Here is a 21,403-nt window from a genome sequence, read left to right on the forward strand (position 1 = left end):
CCGGGGCGCACCGCCACCGAATCACCCGCCCCGGAGCCCACATGAGCCTTGCCGACCTGCTGGCGATCATGCGCCGCCGCTGGTACTTCGTCGTCCCCCTCACCCTGCTCAGCCTGCTGGCGGGCGGCTACCTGTACCGCACCATCCCGGTCTCCTACGAGTCGCAGAGCTCCGTCACCCTCATCGACTCCACGGCCACCGCCGAACTGGCCCCCACCTTCGGCAACCCCCTCTCGAACGCGGGCGGTTCCCTGGTCGTCACCGCCGACGTGCTGATCCGCACCCTCCAGTCGAGCGACGCGGCCAAGGAACTGCGCTCGCGCGGCGTCACCGACCAGTACACGGTCGCCTTCGCGGCCAACGCCGACGGCCCGCTGCTCACCCTGGGCGTCACCGGCACCGACCGCGCCAACGTGCTGCGCGAGACCACCACCCTCACCGAGTTCGCCGGCGAGCAGCTGACCGCCCTCCAGTCCGCCGCCAAGGTGCCGGCGGTGTACGCGGTGCAGTCCGCGCCGGTCGTCCTGCCGCAGACCCCGGCCCCGCAGTCCAAGAGCCGCTACCAGGGCATCGCGGCGGTCGTCATCGTCGGGCTGGTGGCCGCGTTCCTGCTGTCCATCCTCGCCGAGGGCGTCGCGGTGGTCCGCCGCCGGGGCCGCGCCCTGGCCGGCTACGTACCCCGCCGCCACCGCGCCCGCCCTCCGGAGCGGCCCAAGGGGCTGCTGGTGCGCCGGCTGGACGCCACGACGATCCTCACCGGCTACCTGGTGCTGGCCGTCTTCGTCCCCTCCAACCTCACGCTGCCCGCGCTGGGCGGCGTCGGCACCCCCGCCAACGTCTTCGCCCTGCTCGGGCTGCTCTGGTACCTCGCGACCTGGCTCGGCGGCCGGATCGTGCCCGCCCGGGGCACCAGACTGCCGCGGGTGGCGATGTGCGTGCTCACCGCCGCCGTGCTGCTGTCCTACCTGGCGGCCGCCACCCGCGGCAGCACGCACGCCGAGACCCTCGGCGCCGACCGGGGACTCATCGCACTGCTGGTGTGGGTGGCGCTGGTGGTGCTGGCCTCGGCCGGCATCCAGGAGCGGAGCCGGCTGGAGACCCTGATGCGCCGGCTCGTCGTGCTGGGCACGGTGGTGGCGCTGCTCGGCTACTACGACTTCTTCGCCGCGACCAACATCGCCGACTCCATCAGCATCCCCGGCCTCCAGTCCAGCAGCGCCGGGAGCGGCGCGATGGACCGCGGCTCGTTCACCCGGCCGCGCTCCACCACCGCCCACCCGCTGGAGTTCGGCGGCATGCTCGCCCTGCTGGTCCCGTTCGCCGTCCACCAGGCGTTCGACCCGGTACGCCGGCACGCCGGCGCGCTGCGCCGCTGGGCCCCGGTGGCGATCATGGCGGGCGCGCTGCCGCTGACCGTGTCCCGGACCTCCATCATCGGCGCCTTCATCGCGATCCTGGTGCTGGTGCCCCGCTGGAAGCCGCAGCGCCGCTGGGCCGCCATCGGCCTGATCCTGGGCGCGGTGGCCGGCTTCAAGGTGATCATCCCCGGGCTGATCGGCACCATCACCAACCTGTTCGCCAGCTTCCTGTCCGACTCCGACAGCAGCACCCAGGCCCGCACCGTGAAGTACGGCGCCATCGTGCCCTACCTCAAGGAACACCCCTGGTTCGGCCGCGGGTTCGGCACCTTCACCCCCGACCTGTATTTCTTCACCGACAACGAGTACATGCTGATCCTGGCCGAGATGGGCACCCTCGGCCTGATCGCCCTGCTGGTCCTGATCGGCACCGGCGTCCACACCGGCGGCGCCATCCGCCGGCTCGCCCGCACCGAGTCGGACCGGGAACTCGGCCAGGCCTTCCTCGCCTCCGCGCTGGTCGCCCTCGTCATCAGCGCCACCTTCGACGCGCTCAGCTTCCCCATGTACGCGGGCATGTTCTTCCTGCTCCTGGGCGCGGGCGGCAGCTACCTCGGCTTCGTCCGCCGCGAGGCCGCCGACGCCGCGGCCGCGGCACCCGCACCCCGTAAAGCCCTCGAAGCCCCCGAAGCCCGTCTTCCCCACCTCGCGGAGTCCCGATGAGCACCGTCGCCGTCGTCGTCGTCACCTGGAACAGCGCCCCGGTGCTGCCCGGCTTCCTCGCCGCGCTGCCCGCCGGCATGGCGGGCCTCGACTGGCGGCTCGTCGTCGCCGACAACGACTCCGGCGACGACACGGTGGCGGTGCTGCGGACGCTGGCCCCGGCCGCCGTCGTGGTGGAGACCGGCCGCAACGCCGGGTACGCCGCCGGGATCAACGCGGCGCTGGACGTGGCCGGCGAATACCGGGCGGTGCTGATCTGCAACCCCGACGTCCGGATGCGGCAGGGCTGCGCCAAACGCCTGGTCGACGGACTCGGGAACGGCACCGGGATCGTCGTACCGCTGCTGTACGAGGACGGCGGCGAGGCGCCGCACCACTCGCTGCGCCGGGAGTCGACCGTGCTGCGGGCGCTCGGCGAGGCGCTCATCGGCAACACCCGGGCCGGGCGCTTCCCGGCGCTGAGCGAGATCGTCACCGAACCGGCCGCGTACCGGCGGCCCACCCGCGCGGACTGGGCGACCGGGGCGCTGATGGCGTTGTCGGGGGAGTGCCTGGCCGACTGCGGGCGGTGGGACGAGTCGTTCTTCCTCTACTCGGAGGAGACCGAGTACTGTCTGCGGGCCCGGGACCGGGGTCACACCACCCGCCTTGAGCCGGCCGCCGAGGCGGTGCACCTGGGCGGCGACTCCCGGGTGTCGCCCCGCCTGTGGACCCTGCTCACCCTCAACCGGGTCCGGCTGTACCGGCGGCGGCACGGCGCCCTCGCCACCGCCGCGTTCCGGGCCGCCGTCCTGCTCCGTGAGATCTCGCGGGCCGCCCTCGGCCGGCCGGCCTCCCGCGCCGCCGTGGCCGCGCTGGTCCGGCCGGGCGCCCTGCGGGCCACGCCGGGACCCTGACGGCCCCGGCGCCCCGGTCAGGGGGTGCGCGCCCGGCAGACCAGGGCGACGAAGTCGTGCCCGACCGCCGGCAGCGCCGCGTCCTCCGCGGCGAAGCACCGCTCCAGCAGGGCCAGCGTCTCGGGCTTCTGGTCCCGGAAGTTGTGCGCGATCCCGGAGAACGCGATGTGCAGCACCGTGCCCCCGTACGGCCGCTCCTCGACGACGTCGAAGTGGCGCCGCAGGCCGGGCAGCAGGGTCGCCGCGTCGACCGCCTCCGAGGGGTCGTCCAGCACCATCGACATCCGGCTCGGCCGCACCACCCGGCGCTTGATCCGGCCGTCGGCGAGCCGCCGCCGCTCCTCGGGCAGCCGGGCCAGCAGTGTGTTGGCAGCGTCCAGTTGAGCGTCGGTCCACTGGAACCGGGTGGGGCCGACGAACTCGTCGACCACGAACGTCCCGCCCGGCTCCAGCAGCCCGGCCAGCCGCGGCAGGGTCTCGTCGAGATGATCGAAGTGGTGCAGCGACTGGAGACCCAGCAGTACGTCGAAACGCTCGCCGTCGGCGGCCATCCGGTTGACGTCGGTGACCCGGAACCGCAGCACGTCGGAGAGGCCCTGCTCGGCGGCGGTACGGGTGGCGAAGTCGATCCGCTGCTCGGCCACGTCCACCCCCTCCAGCAGAGCGAACGCGCCGGTCCGCGCCCAGAGCAGTTCGTTGCCGCCGGTGCCGCAGCCGAGCGAGAGGCCGCGCAGACCGGTGCGCGGCGCGAAGTGCCGGGCGGCCACGTACGCGGGGAAGGAGGTGTCCGCGTCGCCGGTCATCAGCAGGTTCCAGCGCTTGACGACCGCCGGTATCGCCCACCACTCGGTCAGCGACGGGTCGACCCGGGACCAGTGCTGGACCACCCGCGCGCCGCCCCGCACCCGCAGCTTGGCCAGCACCGGGTCCAGGTCCAGCGTGCGCACCTTGCGCAGCAGCCGGTCCGCGTCATGCCTGTTGACCAGGTTGTTCAGCATCAGAGCCCTCTCCGGACGGCGATGAGCGACTTCGGAGCACCGAGCACCCGCTCGCTGATGAGCACCGAGCCGGGGAACAGGTAGCGCATCTCGGTGCGGGTGAGCAGCTCGATGTTGATCACCGCGTTCATCGCGGACTCCGGGCTGTCGGGACGGCTGTGCACCAGCGGCCAGCGCCGCACCAGGCGGGCCCGGGCGGCCAGCGGCAGGAACTGGAAGCCGGGCGCCACGAAGTGCGGCTCGACGGGGAAGTAGCGGTACGGCGTCTGGATCCAGTGCCGGGGGGCCAGTGACTCGACCGCCGCGACGAACTTCCGGCGCTGGCCGTGGCCGCCGACGTGCTCGATGACCGAGTTGGAGAACACCAGGTCGTAGCCGCCGTGCGCGCTCAGCTCGGCGGCGACCGCCGCGTCGGTCACGTCCGCGACCTCGGCGGTGATCCAGTCGGGCAGCTCGGCGGGGTGCTCCTCCAGGTTGATCAGATGGACGTGCTTGGCGCGCAGCGGCGCCCGCAGCCACATCTCGGCCGTCCCGCCCAGGTCGACGACGCGCATGTGCTCGATGCCGGGGAAGCAGCGCTGGAACCGTTCCCAGCGGGCGAGGCGCAGGCGTTCGCCCAGCGAGCCGGGCGCGTCGACGAATCTGTTCCGCAGGGCGCGGGAGCGGGGCATGGGATCAACCACCTGTGGTCGGAGCGGAGTATCGGATCTCAACGGGACTGCTGCCACTGCGTGTAGAAGCTGGCCGGGTTCACCAGGTACCGGACGGTGGGGTGCGGCACATGGCGCACCCGGTGCCGGCGGCCGTACCGGCGGATCAGCTCCCAGTCCTCGCGGGGCAGCACCTGAGGGGTCCGGCGCAGCCGGCTGAAGTGCAGCGCGCGGGTGCGGCGGGCGACGAAGGCGTTGGTGTCCAGGAACGCCTCGCGGGCGGCCCGGCGCCGGTCGTAGGGCACCGACAGGATGTCCTGCCCGGTGCCGTCGGGCCGGACCCGGCGCAGCGCGGTGTAGACGGCGTCCGGACCCCCGGGGGCGTCCAGGACCGCCAACGCCCGTTCCAGGTGGTCGGGTTCCCACAGGTTGTCGTCGTCCAGGAACGCGACGTAGCGGGAGCGGGTGAGGCGGATGCCGACGTTGCGGACGACGCCCGCGACCCCCGTGTTGCGGGACAGCGGGACGGCGAACAGGCGGGGATCGGTGGGCAGTCCGGGCAGCCCGGCGCCGTCGTCGACGACGATGACGACCTGGTCGCGGACGGTCTGGTCCAGCGCCGAGCGCACCGCCGCGCGCAGCGCCTCGGGGCGGCGGTGGGTGGCGATCACCGTGGCGACCAGCGCGGTGGGCGGTGCCGGCAGGACCGCCGCCAGCCGCCTGACCTCGGCGTCCTCGAACCGGCGCAGCCGCACCGCGCCGGGCGCCAGCAGTACCTTGTTCCTGGCCTCGAAGAGGACCAGCCAGCCGAACAGGGCCTTGAGCAGCGTCCAGGGCGCCCGCGCGACGCCGCGCGCCGTGCCGCCGCTCATGAGGCCGGCTCCGGATGGACCGGGCGGCCGTCGGACATCCGGTTGTTCCGCCACACGTTCCCGGCGCCGGCCGCGTTCCAGTGCGCCACCACGCCGTAGCCGCCGGAGGCGGGATGGTACTGCGTGGAGAAGACGTTGCCGGTGACCTTGATGTTGGTGGCGCCGGTGGAGCCGCCGTACAGGGCGTACGCGCCGCCCGCGATCCAGTTGTCGGCCACGGTGACGTTGCGGACCACGCCGGTGTCCGCGAACAGGCCGATGCTTCCCGAGGCGCCCTGCTGCAGACTGGTCGGGTTGAGCAGGGTGTTGTGCCGGATGACCAGGCGGCCGGTGTTGCCGCCGCCGCTGATCACCGCGTTGGTGTGCTGCCACTCGCCGCCCAGGTTGACGAACGGCACGAGGTCGTGGACGTAGTTGTCGTGCAGGTTGCCCTGCCCCATGGACAGGGCGTCGCCGAACACCGAGACGTCGCACCAGCCGACCTCGACGGAACTGCCGCCCATGTTCGACACCGCGTAGTCCACCCCGCCGTTGTCCGGACCCTTGCCGGGCACCGCGGTGATGGTGGAGTGCAGGACCCGCAGGCCGTGGTAGCCGGGCCGCAGGTTGATGCCCCACCAGTTGTCCGAGGTGATCCGGGTGTCGATGACGGTGACGTCGTTGGCGTAGATGTCGAGCGAGCCGGTGATGTCCTGGCCCCGGATGACCGTTCCGTCGGTACGGATGGTCCGGTAGCCGGTGTGGTGCGGCTTGAGGGCGGTGCGGTGACCGGCGGTGCGGGCGTCCGGGAAGCCGCAGGCGCCGGGGGAGGCGCACGCGGCATCGGCGGTGGGCTGCCCGGCGGGTTTCTCCGTGGGCGTGGGCGTGGGCGTGGGCGTCGGTGTCGGAGCCGGGGCCGGCGCGGTGGTCGGGGCCGCCGTCGTCGTACCGGGCGTGGCCGGCGGGGCGGTGCCCGAAGGGACCGAGGAGGTGCTCGCGGAGCAGGTCCGGGCCCCGGCCGGGCAGTTCGGCGCCGCGGACCGCTCCGGCTCCGAGCAGGCGGTGCCCGCCACCACCAGCAGGGCGGCGAGCAGTAACCCGGCGAGCCGGTCGCGTCCGGTACGCCGTGCCATCGGGCTCACCTCATGTCCGGTCGGGCCGGTGGAACCGGGACGGCGGCCGGGGGCCGGCCGCGCAGGAAACCCCGGCTGGGCCACACGCACACCGCGTAACCGGCCAGGGCGACGGCGGAGACGGTGACGAGCCCGAGCGGCCCGGCGCCGAACGGCTCCCGCAGCCCGAGGACGATCACGGTCATCACGGCCCCGCCGAGGAACGGCCACCCGCAGGCCCGCGCGATCAGCCCGAGACCGATCCCGCCCCGGCGCAGCGCGACCAGGAAGACCGGCACCACCAGGCCGCCGGCCACCAGCACATGGCCCTGGGAGACGCCGACGACACCGTTCAGCCGGGCGGCGACCAGCAGCACCGGGATCAGGGCCACCAGCCACAACCCCTGCACCAGGAAGAGCGAGCGGCGCTGCCCGACGGCGACCAGGCAGTCGTAGGCGAGTTCGCTGCCGATCCGGATCAGGCCGAGCGCCATCAGCCAGGGCAGCGCGGCGGCGGCCGGGCTCCACTGGCTGCCGTAGACCAGCCGGACGACCGGTTCCGCGAGGCCGGCCAGCAGGACGCACAGCGGCACCGTGCCGGTGATCAGCACCCCCAGGGCCCGGCTGAACCCCTGGGCGAGGGCCCCCGGCGTCTCGGCCAGCCGGGAGAAACCGGCGAAGGAGACCCGGCGGGCGGCCTCGGAGATGATCCGCACCGGCCAGCCGGAGATGTTGAAGGCCAGCACGTAGAAACCCAGCGACACACTGCCCAGCGTCGCGCCGGCCACCATCGTGTCGACGTTGACCACGGCCAGCGCCAGCATGCTGGCCCCCGCCAGCGGCAGCCCGAACCGCAGCAGGGCCCGCGCCTGCGCGGGGTCCCAGCCGTACTTCAGGGTGCCGGGCGCCGCCAGCCCGCAGCCGATCAGGGTCACGACGTTGCCCACCACGGCCCCGACCGCGAAGCTCATCGCGCCCCAGCCCTCGAAAGCGAGGAGCAGGGTCACCGCCGTGCCGGTCACGAAGTTCAGCGCGTCGATGATCATGCGCTTGCCCTGGGCGAACTCCCGGGTGAGGAAGCCGCCGGGCACCTGGGCCACCCCGTCGATCACCACGCACAGGCACATCACCCGCAGTACTTCGGTGGCGTTCGGCGAGCCGAGCAGACCGCCGAGTGCCGGTGCCGCCGCGAACAGGGCCACGTACAGCAGGCCGCTGGAGAGGGTGCTGAGGGTGAGCACGGTCGGCGCGAACCGCCGGGCGTCGCCCTCCCAGCGCACGATGGCCAGGCCCACGCCCAGTTCGTTGGCGGACAGCAGGACCAGCAGCACCGTCTGGGCGATGCCGTACACCCCCCACTCCGCGGGGCCCAGCGCGAAGCGCGCCAGGACGATGCCGGTCGCGAAGTTGCCCAGCCGCAGGACGACGGTGTTGATCAGGCTCCAGCGGGCCGCCGAGCGGACCTGGTGGCCGAAGGCGGCGGCGGAGGGGCCGGCGTCCGCCGGAGCGGGCGCGGCGTCCGCCTCACTGTCCGGTGCGCGGGCGATGTCCATGCGTCGGCTCCTCGTCGAGCGGCTGCGCCGCGGACGTCACCGCCACGGCGGACCGCGGCGCTCGGGGTGCTGCGGCCGGGGCGTCGGCGGCCGGCTTCGACCAGCTCGGCGGCCGCCGGATGGCGAGCGTCTCGTCCACGGCCGGCTGCGACGCGGCGGGCCGCTCATCCGGCGCCGGTTCGGGCTCCGCTTCCGGCTCGGGCTCCGGCGCGGCGGGGTGCGGCGCGGAGGGGTGCGGCGCGGAGGTGTGCGGCGCGGAGGTGCGCGGCCTGGTGCGGGCCTCCACGTAGAAGGCGGCCACCAGGGTGAGCACCAGTCCCAGCCCACCGGCCATGATCAGGTACTGGAGCCGGGTCCTGGTCTGCGCCACCGGCTGCTGCGGCGGCACGATCGTGGTCATCCTGATCATGGCCTTCGGGTCGACCGACTGCTGCTCCTGGAACTGCTTCAGCCGCTCCCCGGCATAGGTGGCCAGGATCTTGTCGGAGGCCAGCACGGCGTCCGCGTCGGTGCCGGTCACGGTCAGCCACAGCAGCGGCCCCTGCGCGTTGTCGGCGAGCTTCGCCTCGAACGTGCCCGTCGCGCCCCGGGACTTGAGCTCCCTGAGCGAGTCGTCGGAGTTGAGACTGCGGGCCAGGCTGTCGGCCATGCCGGTCAGCGAGGTCTGGGTGCTCAGGAACGGGTTGCCGTCGTAATCGTCCGTGGCCTTCTGCGAGTTGAGCAGGACCACCGTGCTCTGCGACTGGTAGGACACCGGCACCAGCACGGCCACCGCGGCCAGCAGTGCGGCGGTCAGCAGCAGTCCCGGCAGCAGGACGTACCAGCGCCTGCGCATGACCCGGAAGATCTCCGCGAGATCCATGACGGTCCCCCCTGGCGACACGATGTTCGACGAGCATGTGTGGCGATCGGATCATATGGGGAACGTTGGGCCGGTGGGGGTCGTCGGCCGGTCGGTGGGCCGCGGCCGGGTGGCCGCGGTGTCTCCGTTCAGCAGCACCTCGGCGATACGGTCGCTGGCCCGGCCGTCCCACAGCGCGGGCCGGCGCGGCGCGGGCGGGGCGTCCAGCACCGCGTGCACGGTGCGCACGACGCGGGCCGGGTCCCGCCCGGCGAGCACGTTGGTGCCCTCCTCGACGGTGACCGGCCGCTCGGTGTTGTCCCGCAGTGTCACGCACGGCACGCCAAGGGCGGTGGTCTCCTCCTGCACCCCGCCCGAGTCGGTCAGGACCACCCGCGCCGCGTCCTGAAGGGCGATGAAGTCCAAATACCCGGCGGGCTCGACGACTTGGATGCCGCCGGGGACGCCCAGTTCGGCCAGCCGGCCGGCCGCGCGCGGGTGGGCGGGCAGTACCAGCGGGCAGCGGCCGGCGATCTCGCCCAGCGCCTTCAGCAGCCCGCCGAGCACCTCGGGGTCGTCCACGTTGGCGGGCCGGTGCAGGGTGACCAGGCCGTATCCGCCCCGGGCCAGGCCGAGGCGGTCCAGGACGTCCGAGGTCCGGGCCCGCTCCAGGTTGGCCAGCAGGGTGTCGATCATGACGTTGCCGACCAGGTGGATCTGGTCCGCCCGGTAGCCCTCGGCGCGCAGGTTGCCGGCCGCGTCGGGGGAGGGGGCCAGCAGATAGTCGCTGACCCGGTCGGTGGCGACCCGGTTGACCTCCTCCGGCATGCTCCAGTCGCGGCTGCGCAGCCCGGCCTCGACGTGCGCGAGCAGCGGGCCCGCCTTCGCGGTGACCAGGGCGCAGGCCAGGGTGGAGTTGATGTCGCCGACCACCACCACCAGGTCCGGCAACACCTCGGCCAGCAGCGGCTCGAACGCGGTCATCACCCGGCCGGTCTGCTCGGCGTGGCTGCCGGAGCCGACGCCGAGGAACCGGTCCGGCGGGCGGATGCCGAGGTCGGCGAAGAACACGTCGTTCATGGCCGGGTCGTAGTGCTGGCCGGTGTGCACGAGGAGCACCTCGGCGTCCCGGTGCTCCAGCGCGTCCATCACCGGTTTGATCTTCATGTAGTTGGGGCGGGCCCCGGCGACACAGATGATGCGCGGCATTGCTCAGAGCACCTCGATCGTGGGTCCGGACGGCAGCCGGCGGCGGCAGTCGAGGACGAAGGGGGCGTGTTCGACGACGAGTTCGTAGTCGAAGGAGTCGTGGTCGGTGAGCAGTACCACCACATCGGCCGAGGCCAGCTCGTCCGGCTGGAGGTCGACCCGGACCAGCCGGGTGTCCACCGGCAGGCTCTCCACCACGTGCGGGTCCGCCGCCCTGACCTGCGCCCCGAGGTCGAGGAGGAGCTGGGAGATGCGCAGCGCGGGCGACTCGCGGGCGTCACCGGTGTTCTTCTTGTAGGCCAGCCCGAGCAGCAGGATGCGCGAACCGTTGACCGACCGGCGTCTGGCGTTGAACAGGTCGGTGATCCGCCGGGTCACGTACTCGGGCATGTGGTTGTTGACGTCGTTGGCCAGCTCCACGAACCGGAAACTCTGGCCGAGTTCGCGCTGCACCCGCCAGGACAGGTACGAGGGGTCGATCGGCAGGCAGTGCCCGCCGACCCCCGGCCCGGGGGTGAACTTCATGAACCCGAACGGCTTGCTGGAGGCCGCGTCGATGGCCTGCCACACGTCGATGTCCAGGTGGTGGGCGAACATCGCGATCTCGTTGACCAGCGCGATGTTGACGTGCCGGAAGGTGTTCTCCAGGAGCTTGGCCAGCTCCGCCTCCTTGGGCGAGCCCACCGGCACGGTGGTGTCGACGAGCTGGCCGTAGAAGTCCTGGACCGCCTTCAGTGACGCCTCGTCGACGCCGGAGACGACCTTCGGGGTCTCCTTGAACCCCCACACCGCGTTGCCGGGGTCGATCCGCTCCGGGCTGTAGCCGAGCCGGAAGTCGCTGCCCGCGGTGAGCCCCGACCCCTCCTCCAGGAGCGGCCCGAACAGGTCCTGGGTGGTGCCGGGGTAGGTGGTCGACTCCAGGACGACGGTGGCGCCGGGGCGCAGATAGCGGGCGAGGGTGACCGCCGACTCCTTGATGTACCGCAGGTCGGGGGTGCCCTCGTGGAGCGGGGTGGGCACGGTCACGACGGCGACGTCGAAACCGCCGCAGTCCCGCGCCGACTCGCTCGGGCGGTACGTACCGTTGTCCAGGGCGGCCCGGATCCGCTCGGCGGAGACGTCCTCCACGAAGGACTGCCCGGAGCCGAGGCTCTTGATCCGCCGGGTGTCGACGTCGTAGCCGATCACCTCGTGTCCGACCTCGGCGGCCCGGATGGCCAGCGGCAGGCCGACGTATCCCTGTCCGACCACGACGACGCGCATCAGTGACTCCTGTTCGCGGGAGCGATCGACGGGGTGAGCCGGAAGCGCTCGCGGGCCGTCATGAGGACGAAGGCAGCGTTGGTGGCGAGGTAGCGCCGGCCCAGCCGGCGCGGTTCCTGCAGGGCCCGGTAGAGCCATTCCAGTCCCCGGCGCTGCCAGGACTCGGGGGCCCGCCGGGTGACCCCGGCCAGGATGTCGAAGGAGCCGCCCACCCCGTGCACCACGCGGGCGCCGGTGCGCGCGCCGTGGGCGGCGGTGAAGAGCTCCTTCTTTGGTGAGGTCATGCCAAGAAAGAGCAGCTGGGCGCCGCTCTCCGCGATGGATTCGGCGATGCTCTCCTGCTCCGCGTCGGCGAAATAGCCGTCGCGGTGGCCCGCCACCTTCAGCGCGGGGAACCGGACGGCGACCCGGCGCAGCATCTCCTGGAGCACCTCCTGCCGGGCGCCGAGGAAGTACACCGGGATGCCCGCCGTCTCCGCCTCGGCCAGCAGCCGCAGGAACAGGTCGATGCCCGCCACCCGTTCCGGCAGCGGGGCGCGCAGCACCCGGGCCGCCCAGACCACGGCCTGTCCGTCGGCGAGGACCAGGTCGCAGCCGGTCACCGCCGCCGCGAGGCGCGGATCGCGCCGCATGTTCACCAGCTTCGCCGCGTTGACCACACCGATCTCCAGCTGCCGGCCGTCGCGCACCGCGGCCAGGCAGCGCTCCACGGTCTGGTCCATGGTCAGCGGATCCAGCTCGATGCCGAACAAGGACCGTCGCTCGCTCATGTCCGGCCCCCGTGCCAGGCGTGCAGCAGCCAGCCGAACTCGTAGGGCCGGCACTCGCGGTCCACGGACAGCGGGCGGTACGCCCGGTCCAGCGGCTTCAGCCGCAGGCCCGCGACGGCCCGCGTGGACAGCCCCCGCACGGCGCGCACGGCCTTCCTCGGATCACCCCGGTAGACCTTGCGCCAGGTCACGCCCAGCTCGTCGTGGATCAGCGGTTCCGCGGCGGCCGGGTGGCCGGCCAGCTCCGGTACGTCCGTCATCCAGCGCAGGCCCTCGCGGACCGCCGCGCCGAAGTCGCCGCCGCCGGCCTCGGTCAGGTCGAACAGGGCGGTCGGCGCCATCGCGTGCTGGTGGACGCTGTAGACCGGATAGCCCTCGACGACGTCGCCGGTGCGCGCGTCGTAGTGCCACCACCACTGGCCGCCCGGCCCCTGGAGCTCGCGGATCCGGGTGGCGCACGCGGTCGCCGCGGCCAGCGCCTCGGCGTCGCCGTGCCCGCTCGCGTGCGCGCGGGCCAGCGCCTGCAGCGGATACGTCTGGTCGGCGAAGCAGCTCACGTGCGCCCGGTACCAGGGCAGCAGGCCGGGGCCGGTGGCGTGCGGGAACAACGGGCCGGACCCGTTGCGGGACCGCAGCAGCCGGTCGCGGGCCGCGGTCAGATGCCCCTCCACGTCGGCGGTGTCCCGGGCCGCCGCGAGCGCGGACAGCACCCACGCCGCCTCGACGGTGTACTGGGGGCGGCCGAAGTCGTCCAGCGCCGCCACCCGGGCCAGCGCGTCGGACAGCTTGGGGTGCCCGGTCTCGGCGGCGGCCCAGGCGATGAGCGCCGCGTCACCGAGGTTGGCCACCGAGGGCAGCGCCTCCACCAGCAGACCGGTGAACTCCTGCGCGGTACGCCCCGCGAGCACCGCCCGCTGCCGGTCCTCCGGCAGGTACTGGACACCGAGCGCGGTGATGGCCGCGTACCGCCGGCTGGTCCCGCGCTGCTCCACGCGCCAGGAACCGTCCGGCGCCCTGGTCGCGGCCAGGGTGAAGGCGAACGCCTCCTTGCCGGGCAGCAGCATCGACGGCAGGCCCGACTCCGCCAGGGTCAGCAGCCGCTGGGCGAGCGGAAGCAGCGACGGTTCGTCACGACCGAGCGCGGCCAGACGTGAAATGGTCATGTTTCGGACACACCAACCCCCCTGTGGGTCCTGTGTTCAACCGACTGGTGTCCGTCGGGCCGCGAGCGGCCGGACGGTGGAAAAGCAGACGTCAGACGCCGGAGCGGCAGACGCTCCCGGCTCTGGACACAGGTGTCCCCATCACCCCGTAACCCCCCCTGGGCACGACTGGTTTGTGTGCTCATTGTGCTCGGTCTGCACACTTCGTACACATGCTATGCCGGTAGATGTTCGAGGAATCGCGCTTTGCGAGAAACAGCTGAAAACAGCTGGGGTGGACCGAGGGTGGCCGGGAAGGGTGTCGGGCGCCTCGGGAAGGGTGTCAGGCGCCTTCCACGAGGAGCCCGCCGTCCTTCTCCTCGTACAACGCTCCGGTCTGCGGGCACTCCCAGCCGCCCGGTGCGTCCGCCCGCTCGGTCAGCCGGACGCCGGCCCGCCCCACCCAGCCGATCCGCCGCGCCGGCACGCCCGCCACCAGCGCGAAGTCGGGCACGTCCCGGGTCACCACGGCACCCGCCGCGACCAGCGCCCAGCGGCCGACCCGCACCGGGGCCACACACACCGAACGGGCCCCCAGCGACGCCCCCTCGTCCACCACGACCGCCACGGCCTGCCAGTCGCCGCCCCGCTTCAGCCGGCCGTCCACGTCCACCGACCGGGGGAAGTAGTCGTTGGTCAGCACCGCCGCCGGGCCGACGAACACCCCGTCGGCGAGCACCGCGGGTTCGTAGACCAGCGCGTAGTTCTGGAGCTTCACGTGGTCGCCGATCCGCACGCCCGGACCGACGTAGGCCCCCCGGCCCACGATGCAGCCGCGGCCGAGCCGCGCGTCCTCCCGGATCTGGGCCAGGTCCCAGACCGTCGACCCGTCGCCGACCGTGGCCGTCGCGTCGACCTGGGCGGTCGGCCGCACCTGAACGTTCATCCGGCAAAACCTTTCTGTCGGGAAAGCGGGCGGACGGTCACGAGGAGATCTGCACCTTGCTGTGATCACCGAGCACGAACCGGTGCGCCGACGGACTGCGGGGAGCGGGCGTCACCTCGACGTTCCGCCCGATGAGCGAGGCCTCCACCCGGCGCACCCCCGTCACCGACGCGTCGCGCAGCACGATGGAGTACTCGATCTCGCTGTCCACGATCCGGCAGCCCGGCGCGAGCGAGGTGAACGGGCCGACATAGGCGTTCTCCACGACGGCGCCGGCCCCGACGACCACGGGGCCGACGATCCGGCTGCGCGCCACCCGGGCGCCCGCCTCGACGCGCACCCGGCCGATGATCTCGCTGTCCGCGTCGACGGCGCCCGCCCGCAGCGGCTCCACGGTCTCCAGCACGGAACGGTTGACCTCCAGCATGTCGGTGACGTTGCCGGTGTCCTTCCAGTAGCCGGAGACGGTCGTGGAGCGGACGTCGTGCCCCTCGTCGATCAGCCACTGGATGGCGTCCGTGATCTCCAGCTCCCCGCGCCGGGACGGGGCGATGGCCCGCACGGCCCGGTGCACGGCCGGGGTGAAGAGATAGACACCGACGAGCGCGAGATCGCTCCTGGGCACCCGGGGCTTCTCCTCCAGGCCGACCAGCCGCCCCTCGGCGTCGAGTTCGGCCACCCCGAACTGACCGGGATCGGGCACCTTCGTCAACAGCACCCGAGCGTCCGGCCGTTCCGCGCGGAAGCTCTCCACCAGCGGCGTGATGCCGCCCACCACGAAGTTGTCGCCGAGGTACATCACGAAGTCGTCCGCGCCGAGGAACTCCCGGGCGATCAGCACCGCGTGCGCCAGGCCCGCCGGCCTGTCCTGCGGGAGGTAGGTGACATCGAGGCCGAACCGCGAACCGTCCCCGACCGCCTCCCGGATCTCCGCCGCGGTGTCCCCGACGACCATCCCCACCTCGGTGATCCCGGCGTCCGCGATCGCCTCCAGGCCGTAGAACAGCACCGGCTTGTTCGCGACCGGCACCAACTGCTTGGCGAAGGTGTGGGTGATGGGGCGCAAACGGGTACCGGAGCCACCGGACAGCACAAGTGCCTTCATACGGAGCACCCTACTCAGGCCGGACCTGGTGACGGAGAGATTCCGTACACACTTTCGGGGAACCTGTGCATCTTTGCGGTCGGCGGCATGGAACCCGGACGAGGGCACCTATATCGCAGGCCCTCCGTCGTCGACTCCGTGATAGCACGGAACGAACGAGTCGAAAGGGCTTACGACCTCATGGGTATCTTCAGCCGTCGCCAGAGCGCGACCGCCGAGCCGACGTCACCTGTCGACTTCCGTGCGCCTCTCGAGGAGGTGACACCCGCCGGTGTCGGGCTCGACCCCCGGCTGCGCGCGCTGACCGGTGAGTGGACCATCGACCGCCCGCACAGCCGCATCGGGTTCTCGGTGCGGCACGCGATGGTGACGACGGTCCGGGGCGCCTTCACCGACTACGAGAGCAGGCTGTACTTCGACGGGGCCCGGCCCGCCGAGTCGCGGGCGCACCTGGTCATCAAGGTCGCCAGCGTCGACACGGGCGTGGAACAGCGCGACGGGCACCTCGTCGGCCGGGACTTCTTCGACGCGAGCCGCTTCCCGGAGATGGTGTTCCGCAGCACCTCCACCGTCCACGAGGGCGGGGAGAGCTTCCGGATGACGGGCGACCTGACCATCCGTGACGTCACCCGGCCGGTCGAGCTGCAACTCGACTACCTCGGCTCGGTCATGGACCCGTTCGGCTACGAGCGGGCCGGCTTCGACGGCACCACCACGATCGACCGCACCGAGTGGGGCCTGGTGTACAACCAGCGCCTCGAAGCGGGCGGCGCGATGGTCAGCGAGAAGATCCGGCTCCAGTTCGACATCTCCGCGATCCGGGCCTGACGCCCCGCCCCGGACCGCCACGCTACTCACCCCCACCCCCACCCCCGCCTCCGCCGTCGCCGCCCCCGCTGTCTCCGCCGCCCCCGCCGTCTCCTCCGTCCCCGCCGTCCGAGCCCCAGCCGTCGCCCCCGCCGGGCTCGTTGTCCTGGCGGCCGCTGCCGAGGTTGCTGAACCAGGGGCGGTCCCAGGCGTCGTCGGCGGCGGCCGGCTCGTCCCCGTGCGCCGGGCGGCCCCGCTCGGTACGGAAGCGGGCCGAGCCCGTCGTGTCAACGAGCCCGAAGGCGACGGCGCAGAGCTGTGCCATGACGGCGTTCAGCGGGTCGGCGCCGGTGCAGTGCACGGGAGCCAACGGCAGCAGTACCGTGCCCGGTTGGCGGACCGTCCGGCGCGGCGGGCGGCTCAGCAGGGCGACCGGCCGGTCGTCGCGCAGCAGCCGTGAACTCGTCCCGGTCTCCCGCCGCAGGACCCAGTGCCGCCCCGGCACCCGCACCTCCACAAAACTCCTGGACTTGCGGAACCTCTTCTCGAGAGCGAGCCCGGCGGCCGTGCCGCCGACCGTCAGGCGCAGGCCCCGCGAGGGTTCCGGGGCGGCGGGCCGGAAACCGTACGGCGCCCGCAGCCGCAGGACGGGGGCGTGCGGACCCCATACGTCCACCCGCACCAGGCGCCGGTCCACGGCGACGGTGAGCTGCCCGAGCGGACCGGGCGCGAACCGCCGCGCGATCCACAGCGGTACCCCCTCGGCCCGCGCCCGGGCGGACAGGGCGGCCACCTGCTCGGGCCCGCCGCACCAGCGGACCGCCAGTTCGCCCAGCCGGTGGGCGAACGCGGCGGCCTGCCGGACCCGCACCGGTGCGCAGGAGCCGGTGACCCGGGTGACCGGCACGATCCCGGCGCCGCCCGCCAGCCGGTGCAGCGGCCGCTCCGTCCCGCCGCCGCCGAGCCAGCGGCCCCGCTGGTACGCCTCGGCCATGGCGCCGAGGTTCAGCTCGTACAAGGGGGTGGTCAGCGAGCCCACCCGCAGCCGGTCCTCGGTCAACTCCACGGTCCGGGACAGCGGATTCCGCGACCGCTCGGCATAGAGCATCTGATGCACCACAACCCCCGTGCCCGTACGTCACTACAAGTCTCAGACCGCGTCGGGGGCTCCGTGGTTCCCTGCGACGGTGTCTCTCGCCCTCGGCGATCCAGAACAGACCCACCATGGCCATGGCTCGCTCACTTCCCCCGACGACGGCACCGCCGCCGTGTCCCGCGCCTCGAAACGATCAAGTCGTTCTCCGCAACGCCCGAACTCGGCGGGGAGTTCCCGCTCCCGCAACCAGGTCATCTGAAAAACAGTTTGCCTACAACAGAAACATCTGTTGGACAGCGTTACGGGTGCGGCTGAGGATGTCTCGTGCGGTAGCACAGTCAACGCGACACCGGATGGACTACCGCCCGAGTGGAGGCGAAATGCCGAGTGAACAGACCGAAGTAGTCGTCGTCGGAGCGGGGCAGGCCGGCGTCGCGGTGAGCGAGCACCTGGGCGCCCACGGGATACCGCACCTCGTCCTGGAGCGGCACCGGGTCGCCGAGCGCTGGCGTTCGGAGCGCTGGGACTCCCTGGTCGCGAACGGGCCGGCCTGGCACGACCGGTTCCCGGGGCTGGAGTTCCCCGACGTCGCCCCCGACGCCTTCGCCTCGAAGGAGCAGGTCGCGGAGTACTTCGAGGCGTACGCCGCGAAGATCGGCGCCCCCGTCCGGTGCGGTGTCGAGGTGACCTCGGTGCGCCGGCACACCGGCCGGCCCGGTTTCCGGGTGGAGACCTCGGACGGCACCGTCGACGCGCGCTTCGTGGTGGCCGCCACCGGAGCGTTCCAGCGGCCGGTGATCCCGCCCGTCGTCCCGGCCGGCGCCGTCCCCGTGCAGCTCCACTCCAGCGGGTACCGCAACCCGGAGCAACTGCCCGAGGGCGCCGTCCTGGTCGTCGGCGCCGGTTCCTCGGGCGTCCAGATCGCGGACGAGCTGCGCCGGTCCGGACGCCGGGTCCTGCTCTCCGTGGGCCCGCACGACCGGCCGCCCCGGCAGTACCGCGGACGCGACTTCTGCTGGTGGCTCGGGGTGCTCGGGCTGTGGGACGCGGAGACCCCGCCGCAGGGCGCCGCCCACGTCACCATCGCGGTCAGCGGCGCCCGCGGCGGCCACACGGTGGACTTCCGCGCCCTGGCCGGCACCGGCATCGAGCTCGTCGGCATGACCGAGTCCTACGCCGACGGCGTACTGCGCTTCGCACCGGACCTCGCCGACAACATCGCGCTCGGCGACGAGAAGTACCTCGGCCTGCTGCGGGCCGCCGACGCGTACGTCGAGCGCAACGGCCTCGACCTTCCCGAGGAGCCGGCGGCCCACGTCCTGGGACCCGACCCGCGGTGCGTCACCGACCCCCGGGCCGACCTCGACCTGGCCGCGGCGGGTGTCACCGCCATCGTCTGGGCCACCGGCTTCGCCACCGACTACGGCTGGCTCCAGGTCGACGCGTTCGACGAGCACGGCCGGCCCGACCAGCGGCGCGGCGTCTCCACCGAGCCCGGCGTCTACTTCCTGGGCCTGCCCTGGCTGTCCCGCCGCGGCTCCAGCTTCATCTGGGGGGTCTGGCACGACGCCCGCTACGTCGCCGACCACATCGCGACCCGGCGCGGCTACCTCGCGCACACCCCCGCGCCCGCGCCCGCCCCCGCCCCCGCATCCGCTTCCATCCCCGCCGCCGCGCAGAACCGAGGAGCAGCACGATGACCTCCCCGAGCGAGGGCCGCACGGCGAACGCCCCGGTCGTCACCGGCGGACACACCCGGATCCGCCCGTTCAACACCCGCGACACCTACCCCGAGCAGAACCTCGACAACGACCTCTGCCAGGCCGTCGTCGCCGGCGACACCGTGTACGTCCGGGGCCAGATCGGCCAGGACCTCGACACCAGCGAGTCGGTCGGCATCGGTGACGCCGAGGCACAGGCCGAGCGGGCCATGGCCAACATCAAGACGCTGCTCGAAGAGGCGGGCAGCCGGATGGAACACCTGGTCAAACTGACCATCTACCTGACCGACCCGCGCTACCGCGAGGCGGTCTACCGCACCGTCGGCCGCTGGACCAAGGGCGTCCACCCCATCTCCACCGGCCTGGTGGTCTCCGCGCTGGCCCGCCCGGAGTGGCTGTGCGAGATCGACGCGATCGCTGTCATCCCCGACTCGTCGAAGGAGGCCCGGGCATGACCTTCTCCCTGGTGGTCCGCGACGGCGCGCGGTTCGGCATCGCGGCCAGCTCCTCCAGCCCGGCGGTCGCCGCCCGCGTCGTCCACCTGCGGCCCGGTGTCGGCGCGGCGACCTCGCAGAACATCACCGACCCCACCCTCGGCACCAGCCTGCTGGACTCTCTCGCCGACCACGGCGACCCGGCCCGCGCCCTGGCCGACGTCACCGGCGCGGCCCGCAACGCCGCCACCATCGAGTACCGGCAGCTGACCGTACTGGGCCGCACCGGCCCCGGGTACGCCTACAGCGGCGCGCGCACCCTCGGCACGCACGCCGCCGCCACCGCCGACGGCGCGGTCGCGGCCGGCAACATGCTGTGCGGCGCGCACCTGCCCGGCGTACTCCTGGACGCGTACGCCGCCGCCACCGGGGAGCTGGAGGAACGGCTGCTCACCGCCATGAAGGCCGCCGTCGCGGCCGGCGGCGAGGAGGGACCGGTGTACTCCGCGGGCCTCGCGGTCGTCGCGGACGCCGGCTGGCGGGTCACCGACCTGCGGGTGGACTGGGCCGAGGACCCGGTGGACCGGCTCGGCGACCTGCTCGGCGTATGGCTGCCGCAGCGGGACGACTACGTGCGGCGCGGACTCGACCCCGCGTCCTCGCCCTCGTACGGCGTCCCCGGGGACCTGTGATGGGCGGCACAGTGAAGGAAGCCGCGCGGCGGGCGGTCGGCCGGCACGCCGAGGCACTGGTCGGCCTGTCCGAGCGGCTGCACGCCGATCCGGAGACGGCGTGGGAGGAGCACCGGGCGGCCGCCGCCGTACCGGAGCTGCTGGACCGCGCCGGATTCGACGTCACCGCCGCCTACCTGGGCCTGGACACCGCCTTCCACGCCCGGTTCGGCAGCGGGCCGGTGCGGATCGCGCTGTGCGCCGAGTACGACGCGCTGCCCGGCCTCGGGCACGCCTGCGGACACAACCTCATCGCGGCCGGCTCGGTCGGGGCGGCGCTGGGCCTGGCCGCCGTCGCCGACGACGCCGGCCTCACCGTCGAGGTCTACGGCACCCCGGCCGAGGAGGGCGGCGGCGGCAAGATCGAGATGCTGGACCGGGGCGCCTTCGCCGGGGTGGACCTGGCGATGATGGCGCACCCCGCGCCGGTCGACGTCGCCGAGGCCCGCCCGTTCGCGGTCAGCCACTCCAAGGTCGCCTACACCGGGAAGTCCGCGCACGCCGCCGCCTACCCGGAGGCCGGCGTCAACGCGGCCGACGCGTTCACCGTCGCCCAGGTCGCCATCGGCCTGCTGCGCCAGCACCTGGCGCCCTCGGCGCGGGTGCACGGCGTGGTGACGCACGCCGGGGACGCCCCGAACGCCATCCCGGAGCGGACCACCGGCCGCTGGTACGTACGGGCCGAGACGCTCGCCGAACTGGCCGAGCTGGAGCCCCGGGTCATGCGGGCCTTCGAGGCCGGCGCCCTGGCCACCGGCTGCGCGCTGGAGATCGAACCGGAGAGCAAGCCGTACGCCGAGTTCCGCGCCGACGAGACGGCGCTCGCCGCCTACCGGGCCAACGCCCTCGCGCTGGGCCGAAAGTTCGCGCCGCCCGGCCAGGCCGCGCGGATGAACCGCGCCTCCACCGACATGGGCAACGTCTCCCAGGTGGTGCCGGCCATCCACCCCTACATCGGCATCGGCTCGCTGCCCGCCACCAACCACCAGCACGAGTTCGCCGCCCACTGCGTGGGCGGCACCGCCGAGCGGGCCCTGCTCGACGCGGCCGTCGCGCTGGCCTGGACCGGCGTGGACCGGGCCGCCCCGGCCACCGTATGACGACCCGCCATGTCCCACCCCTGAACGGCCTGCCCGCGCTCTGAGGGGCACGGCGCCGGCGGCACCCGCACAGCTCCGGCTTCTGAACCCATCCTCA

The 21,403-nt window shown here is 73.2% G+C and carries 20 protein-coding genes; 7 read left to right on the plus strand and 13 right to left on the minus strand.

What is annotated here, in order from left to right; translation table 11 throughout:
* The first annotated feature begins 41 nt into the window (after positions 1-41).
* Positions 42-2,081 (plus strand): O-antigen ligase family protein, encoded by a 2,040-nt coding sequence (locus tag ACTT8P_RS19910; RefSeq protein WP_442833021.1) that lies wholly within the window; start codon positions 42-44, stop codon positions 2,079-2,081.
* Entirely contained in the window at positions 2,078-2,977 is a 900-nt protein-coding gene (locus tag ACTT8P_RS19915) for a glycosyltransferase family 2 protein (protein ID WP_442833022.1), read from the plus strand. The genes ACTT8P_RS19910 and ACTT8P_RS19915 overlap by 4 nt, the downstream gene beginning before the upstream one ends.
* Before the next feature lie 17 nt (positions 2,978-2,994).
* On the opposite strand, the gene ACTT8P_RS19920 is transcribed toward ACTT8P_RS19915, so the two are convergent.
* The 12 genes from ACTT8P_RS19920 to ACTT8P_RS19975 form a co-directional block, all read right to left on the minus strand.
* A complete protein-coding gene (locus ACTT8P_RS19920; protein WP_442833023.1) occupies positions 2,995-3,975 on the minus strand; it encodes a class I SAM-dependent methyltransferase in 981 nt (326 codons plus the stop codon).
* Complete coding sequence (locus ACTT8P_RS19925) at positions 3,975-4,646, minus strand: class I SAM-dependent methyltransferase (protein ID WP_442833024.1); 672 nt, start codon at positions 4,644-4,646, stop codon at positions 3,975-3,977. The genes ACTT8P_RS19920 and ACTT8P_RS19925 overlap by 1 nt, the downstream gene beginning before the upstream one ends.
* Positions 4,647-4,684: 38 nt before the next feature.
* Complete coding sequence (locus ACTT8P_RS19930; RefSeq protein WP_442833025.1) at positions 4,685-5,497, minus strand: glycosyltransferase family 2 protein; 813 nt, start codon at positions 5,495-5,497, stop codon at positions 4,685-4,687.
* A complete protein-coding gene (locus ACTT8P_RS19935) occupies positions 5,494-6,609 on the minus strand; it encodes a hypothetical protein (RefSeq protein WP_442833026.1) in 1,116 nt (371 codons plus the stop codon). Before ACTT8P_RS19935 ends, ACTT8P_RS19930 begins: the two co-directional genes overlap by 4 nt.
* Positions 6,610-6,614: 5 nt before the next feature.
* The gene (locus ACTT8P_RS19940) at positions 6,615-8,141 is read right to left on the minus strand and encodes an oligosaccharide flippase family protein (RefSeq protein WP_442833027.1); all 1,527 of its coding nucleotides are present in this window, start codon (positions 8,139-8,141) and stop codon (positions 6,615-6,617) included.
* The gene (locus tag ACTT8P_RS19945; protein ID WP_442833028.1) at positions 8,113-9,003 is read right to left on the minus strand and encodes a chain length determinant protein; all 891 of its coding nucleotides are present in this window, start codon (positions 9,001-9,003) and stop codon (positions 8,113-8,115) included. The genes ACTT8P_RS19940 and ACTT8P_RS19945 overlap by 29 nt, the downstream gene beginning before the upstream one ends.
* 51 nt (positions 9,004-9,054) lie before the next feature.
* The gene (gene wecB / locus ACTT8P_RS19950; protein WP_442833029.1) at positions 9,055-10,191 is read right to left on the minus strand and encodes a non-hydrolyzing UDP-N-acetylglucosamine 2-epimerase; all 1,137 of its coding nucleotides are present in this window, start codon (positions 10,189-10,191) and stop codon (positions 9,055-9,057) included.
* 3 nt (positions 10,192-10,194) lie between these two features.
* Entirely contained in the window at positions 10,195-11,454 is a 1,260-nt protein-coding gene (locus ACTT8P_RS19955; RefSeq protein ID WP_442833030.1) for a nucleotide sugar dehydrogenase, read from the minus strand.
* The gene (locus ACTT8P_RS19960; RefSeq protein WP_442833031.1) at positions 11,454-12,224 is read right to left on the minus strand and encodes a WecB/TagA/CpsF family glycosyltransferase; all 771 of its coding nucleotides are present in this window, start codon (positions 12,222-12,224) and stop codon (positions 11,454-11,456) included. The genes ACTT8P_RS19955 and ACTT8P_RS19960 overlap by 1 nt, the downstream gene beginning before the upstream one ends.
* On the minus strand, positions 12,221-13,387 hold the full coding sequence (locus tag ACTT8P_RS19965; RefSeq protein ID WP_442833032.1) for a hypothetical protein: 1,167 nt from the start codon (positions 13,385-13,387) through the stop codon (positions 12,221-12,223). The genes ACTT8P_RS19960 and ACTT8P_RS19965 overlap by 4 nt, the downstream gene beginning before the upstream one ends.
* Positions 13,388-13,709: 322 nt before the next feature.
* The gene (locus ACTT8P_RS19970; protein ID WP_442833033.1) at positions 13,710-14,312 is read right to left on the minus strand and encodes an acyltransferase; all 603 of its coding nucleotides are present in this window, start codon (positions 14,310-14,312) and stop codon (positions 13,710-13,712) included.
* A gap of 37 nt (positions 14,313-14,349) precedes the next feature.
* On the minus strand, positions 14,350-15,417 hold the full coding sequence (locus ACTT8P_RS19975; protein ID WP_442833034.1) for a glucose-1-phosphate thymidylyltransferase: 1,068 nt from the start codon (positions 15,415-15,417) through the stop codon (positions 14,350-14,352).
* A gap of 180 nt (positions 15,418-15,597) precedes the next feature.
* On the opposite strand from ACTT8P_RS19975, the gene ACTT8P_RS19980 reads away from it, so the two are divergent.
* Positions 15,598-16,245, plus strand: a complete 648-nt coding sequence (locus tag ACTT8P_RS19980; protein WP_442833035.1) for a YceI family protein — start codon at positions 15,598-15,600, stop codon at positions 16,243-16,245.
* A gap of 22 nt (positions 16,246-16,267) precedes the next feature.
* Here ACTT8P_RS19980 and ACTT8P_RS19985 read toward each other — a convergent pair whose 3' ends face one another.
* Positions 16,268-17,332: a hypothetical protein gene (locus ACTT8P_RS19985; RefSeq protein ID WP_442833036.1), complete on the minus strand. Its 1,065-nt coding sequence runs from the start codon at positions 17,330-17,332 to the stop codon at positions 16,268-16,270.
* A 368-nt stretch (positions 17,333-17,700) separates the two neighbouring features.
* Here ACTT8P_RS19985 and ACTT8P_RS19990 point away from each other — a divergent pair, with 368 nt between their 5' ends.
* From ACTT8P_RS19990 to ACTT8P_RS20005, 4 genes are read left to right on the plus strand one after another with little or no spacing between them, the layout of a single operon-like run.
* Positions 17,701-19,020, plus strand: a complete 1,320-nt coding sequence (locus ACTT8P_RS19990; protein WP_442833037.1) for a flavin-containing monooxygenase — start codon at positions 17,701-17,703, stop codon at positions 19,018-19,020.
* Positions 19,017-19,496, plus strand: a complete 480-nt coding sequence (locus tag ACTT8P_RS19995; RefSeq protein WP_442833038.1) for a RidA family protein — start codon at positions 19,017-19,019, stop codon at positions 19,494-19,496. Before ACTT8P_RS19990 ends, ACTT8P_RS19995 begins: the two co-directional genes overlap by 4 nt.
* Positions 19,493-20,167, plus strand: a complete 675-nt coding sequence (locus tag ACTT8P_RS20000) for a DUF1028 domain-containing protein (RefSeq protein ID WP_442833039.1) — start codon at positions 19,493-19,495, stop codon at positions 20,165-20,167. The genes ACTT8P_RS19995 and ACTT8P_RS20000 overlap by 4 nt, the downstream gene beginning before the upstream one ends.
* Positions 20,167-21,306 carry a M20 family metallopeptidase gene (locus ACTT8P_RS20005; protein ID WP_442833040.1) on the plus strand — a complete coding sequence of 380 codons (1,140 nt, stop codon included), beginning with the start codon at positions 20,167-20,169 and terminating at the stop codon, positions 21,304-21,306. The genes ACTT8P_RS20000 and ACTT8P_RS20005 overlap by 1 nt, the downstream gene beginning before the upstream one ends.
* The last annotated feature ends 97 nt before the right edge of the window (positions 21,307-21,403 follow it).

This window comes from Streptomyces sp. JW3 (assembly GCF_052216785.1).
In the GTDB taxonomy this organism is placed as follows: Bacteria; Actinomycetota; Actinomycetes; order Streptomycetales; family Streptomycetaceae; genus Streptomyces.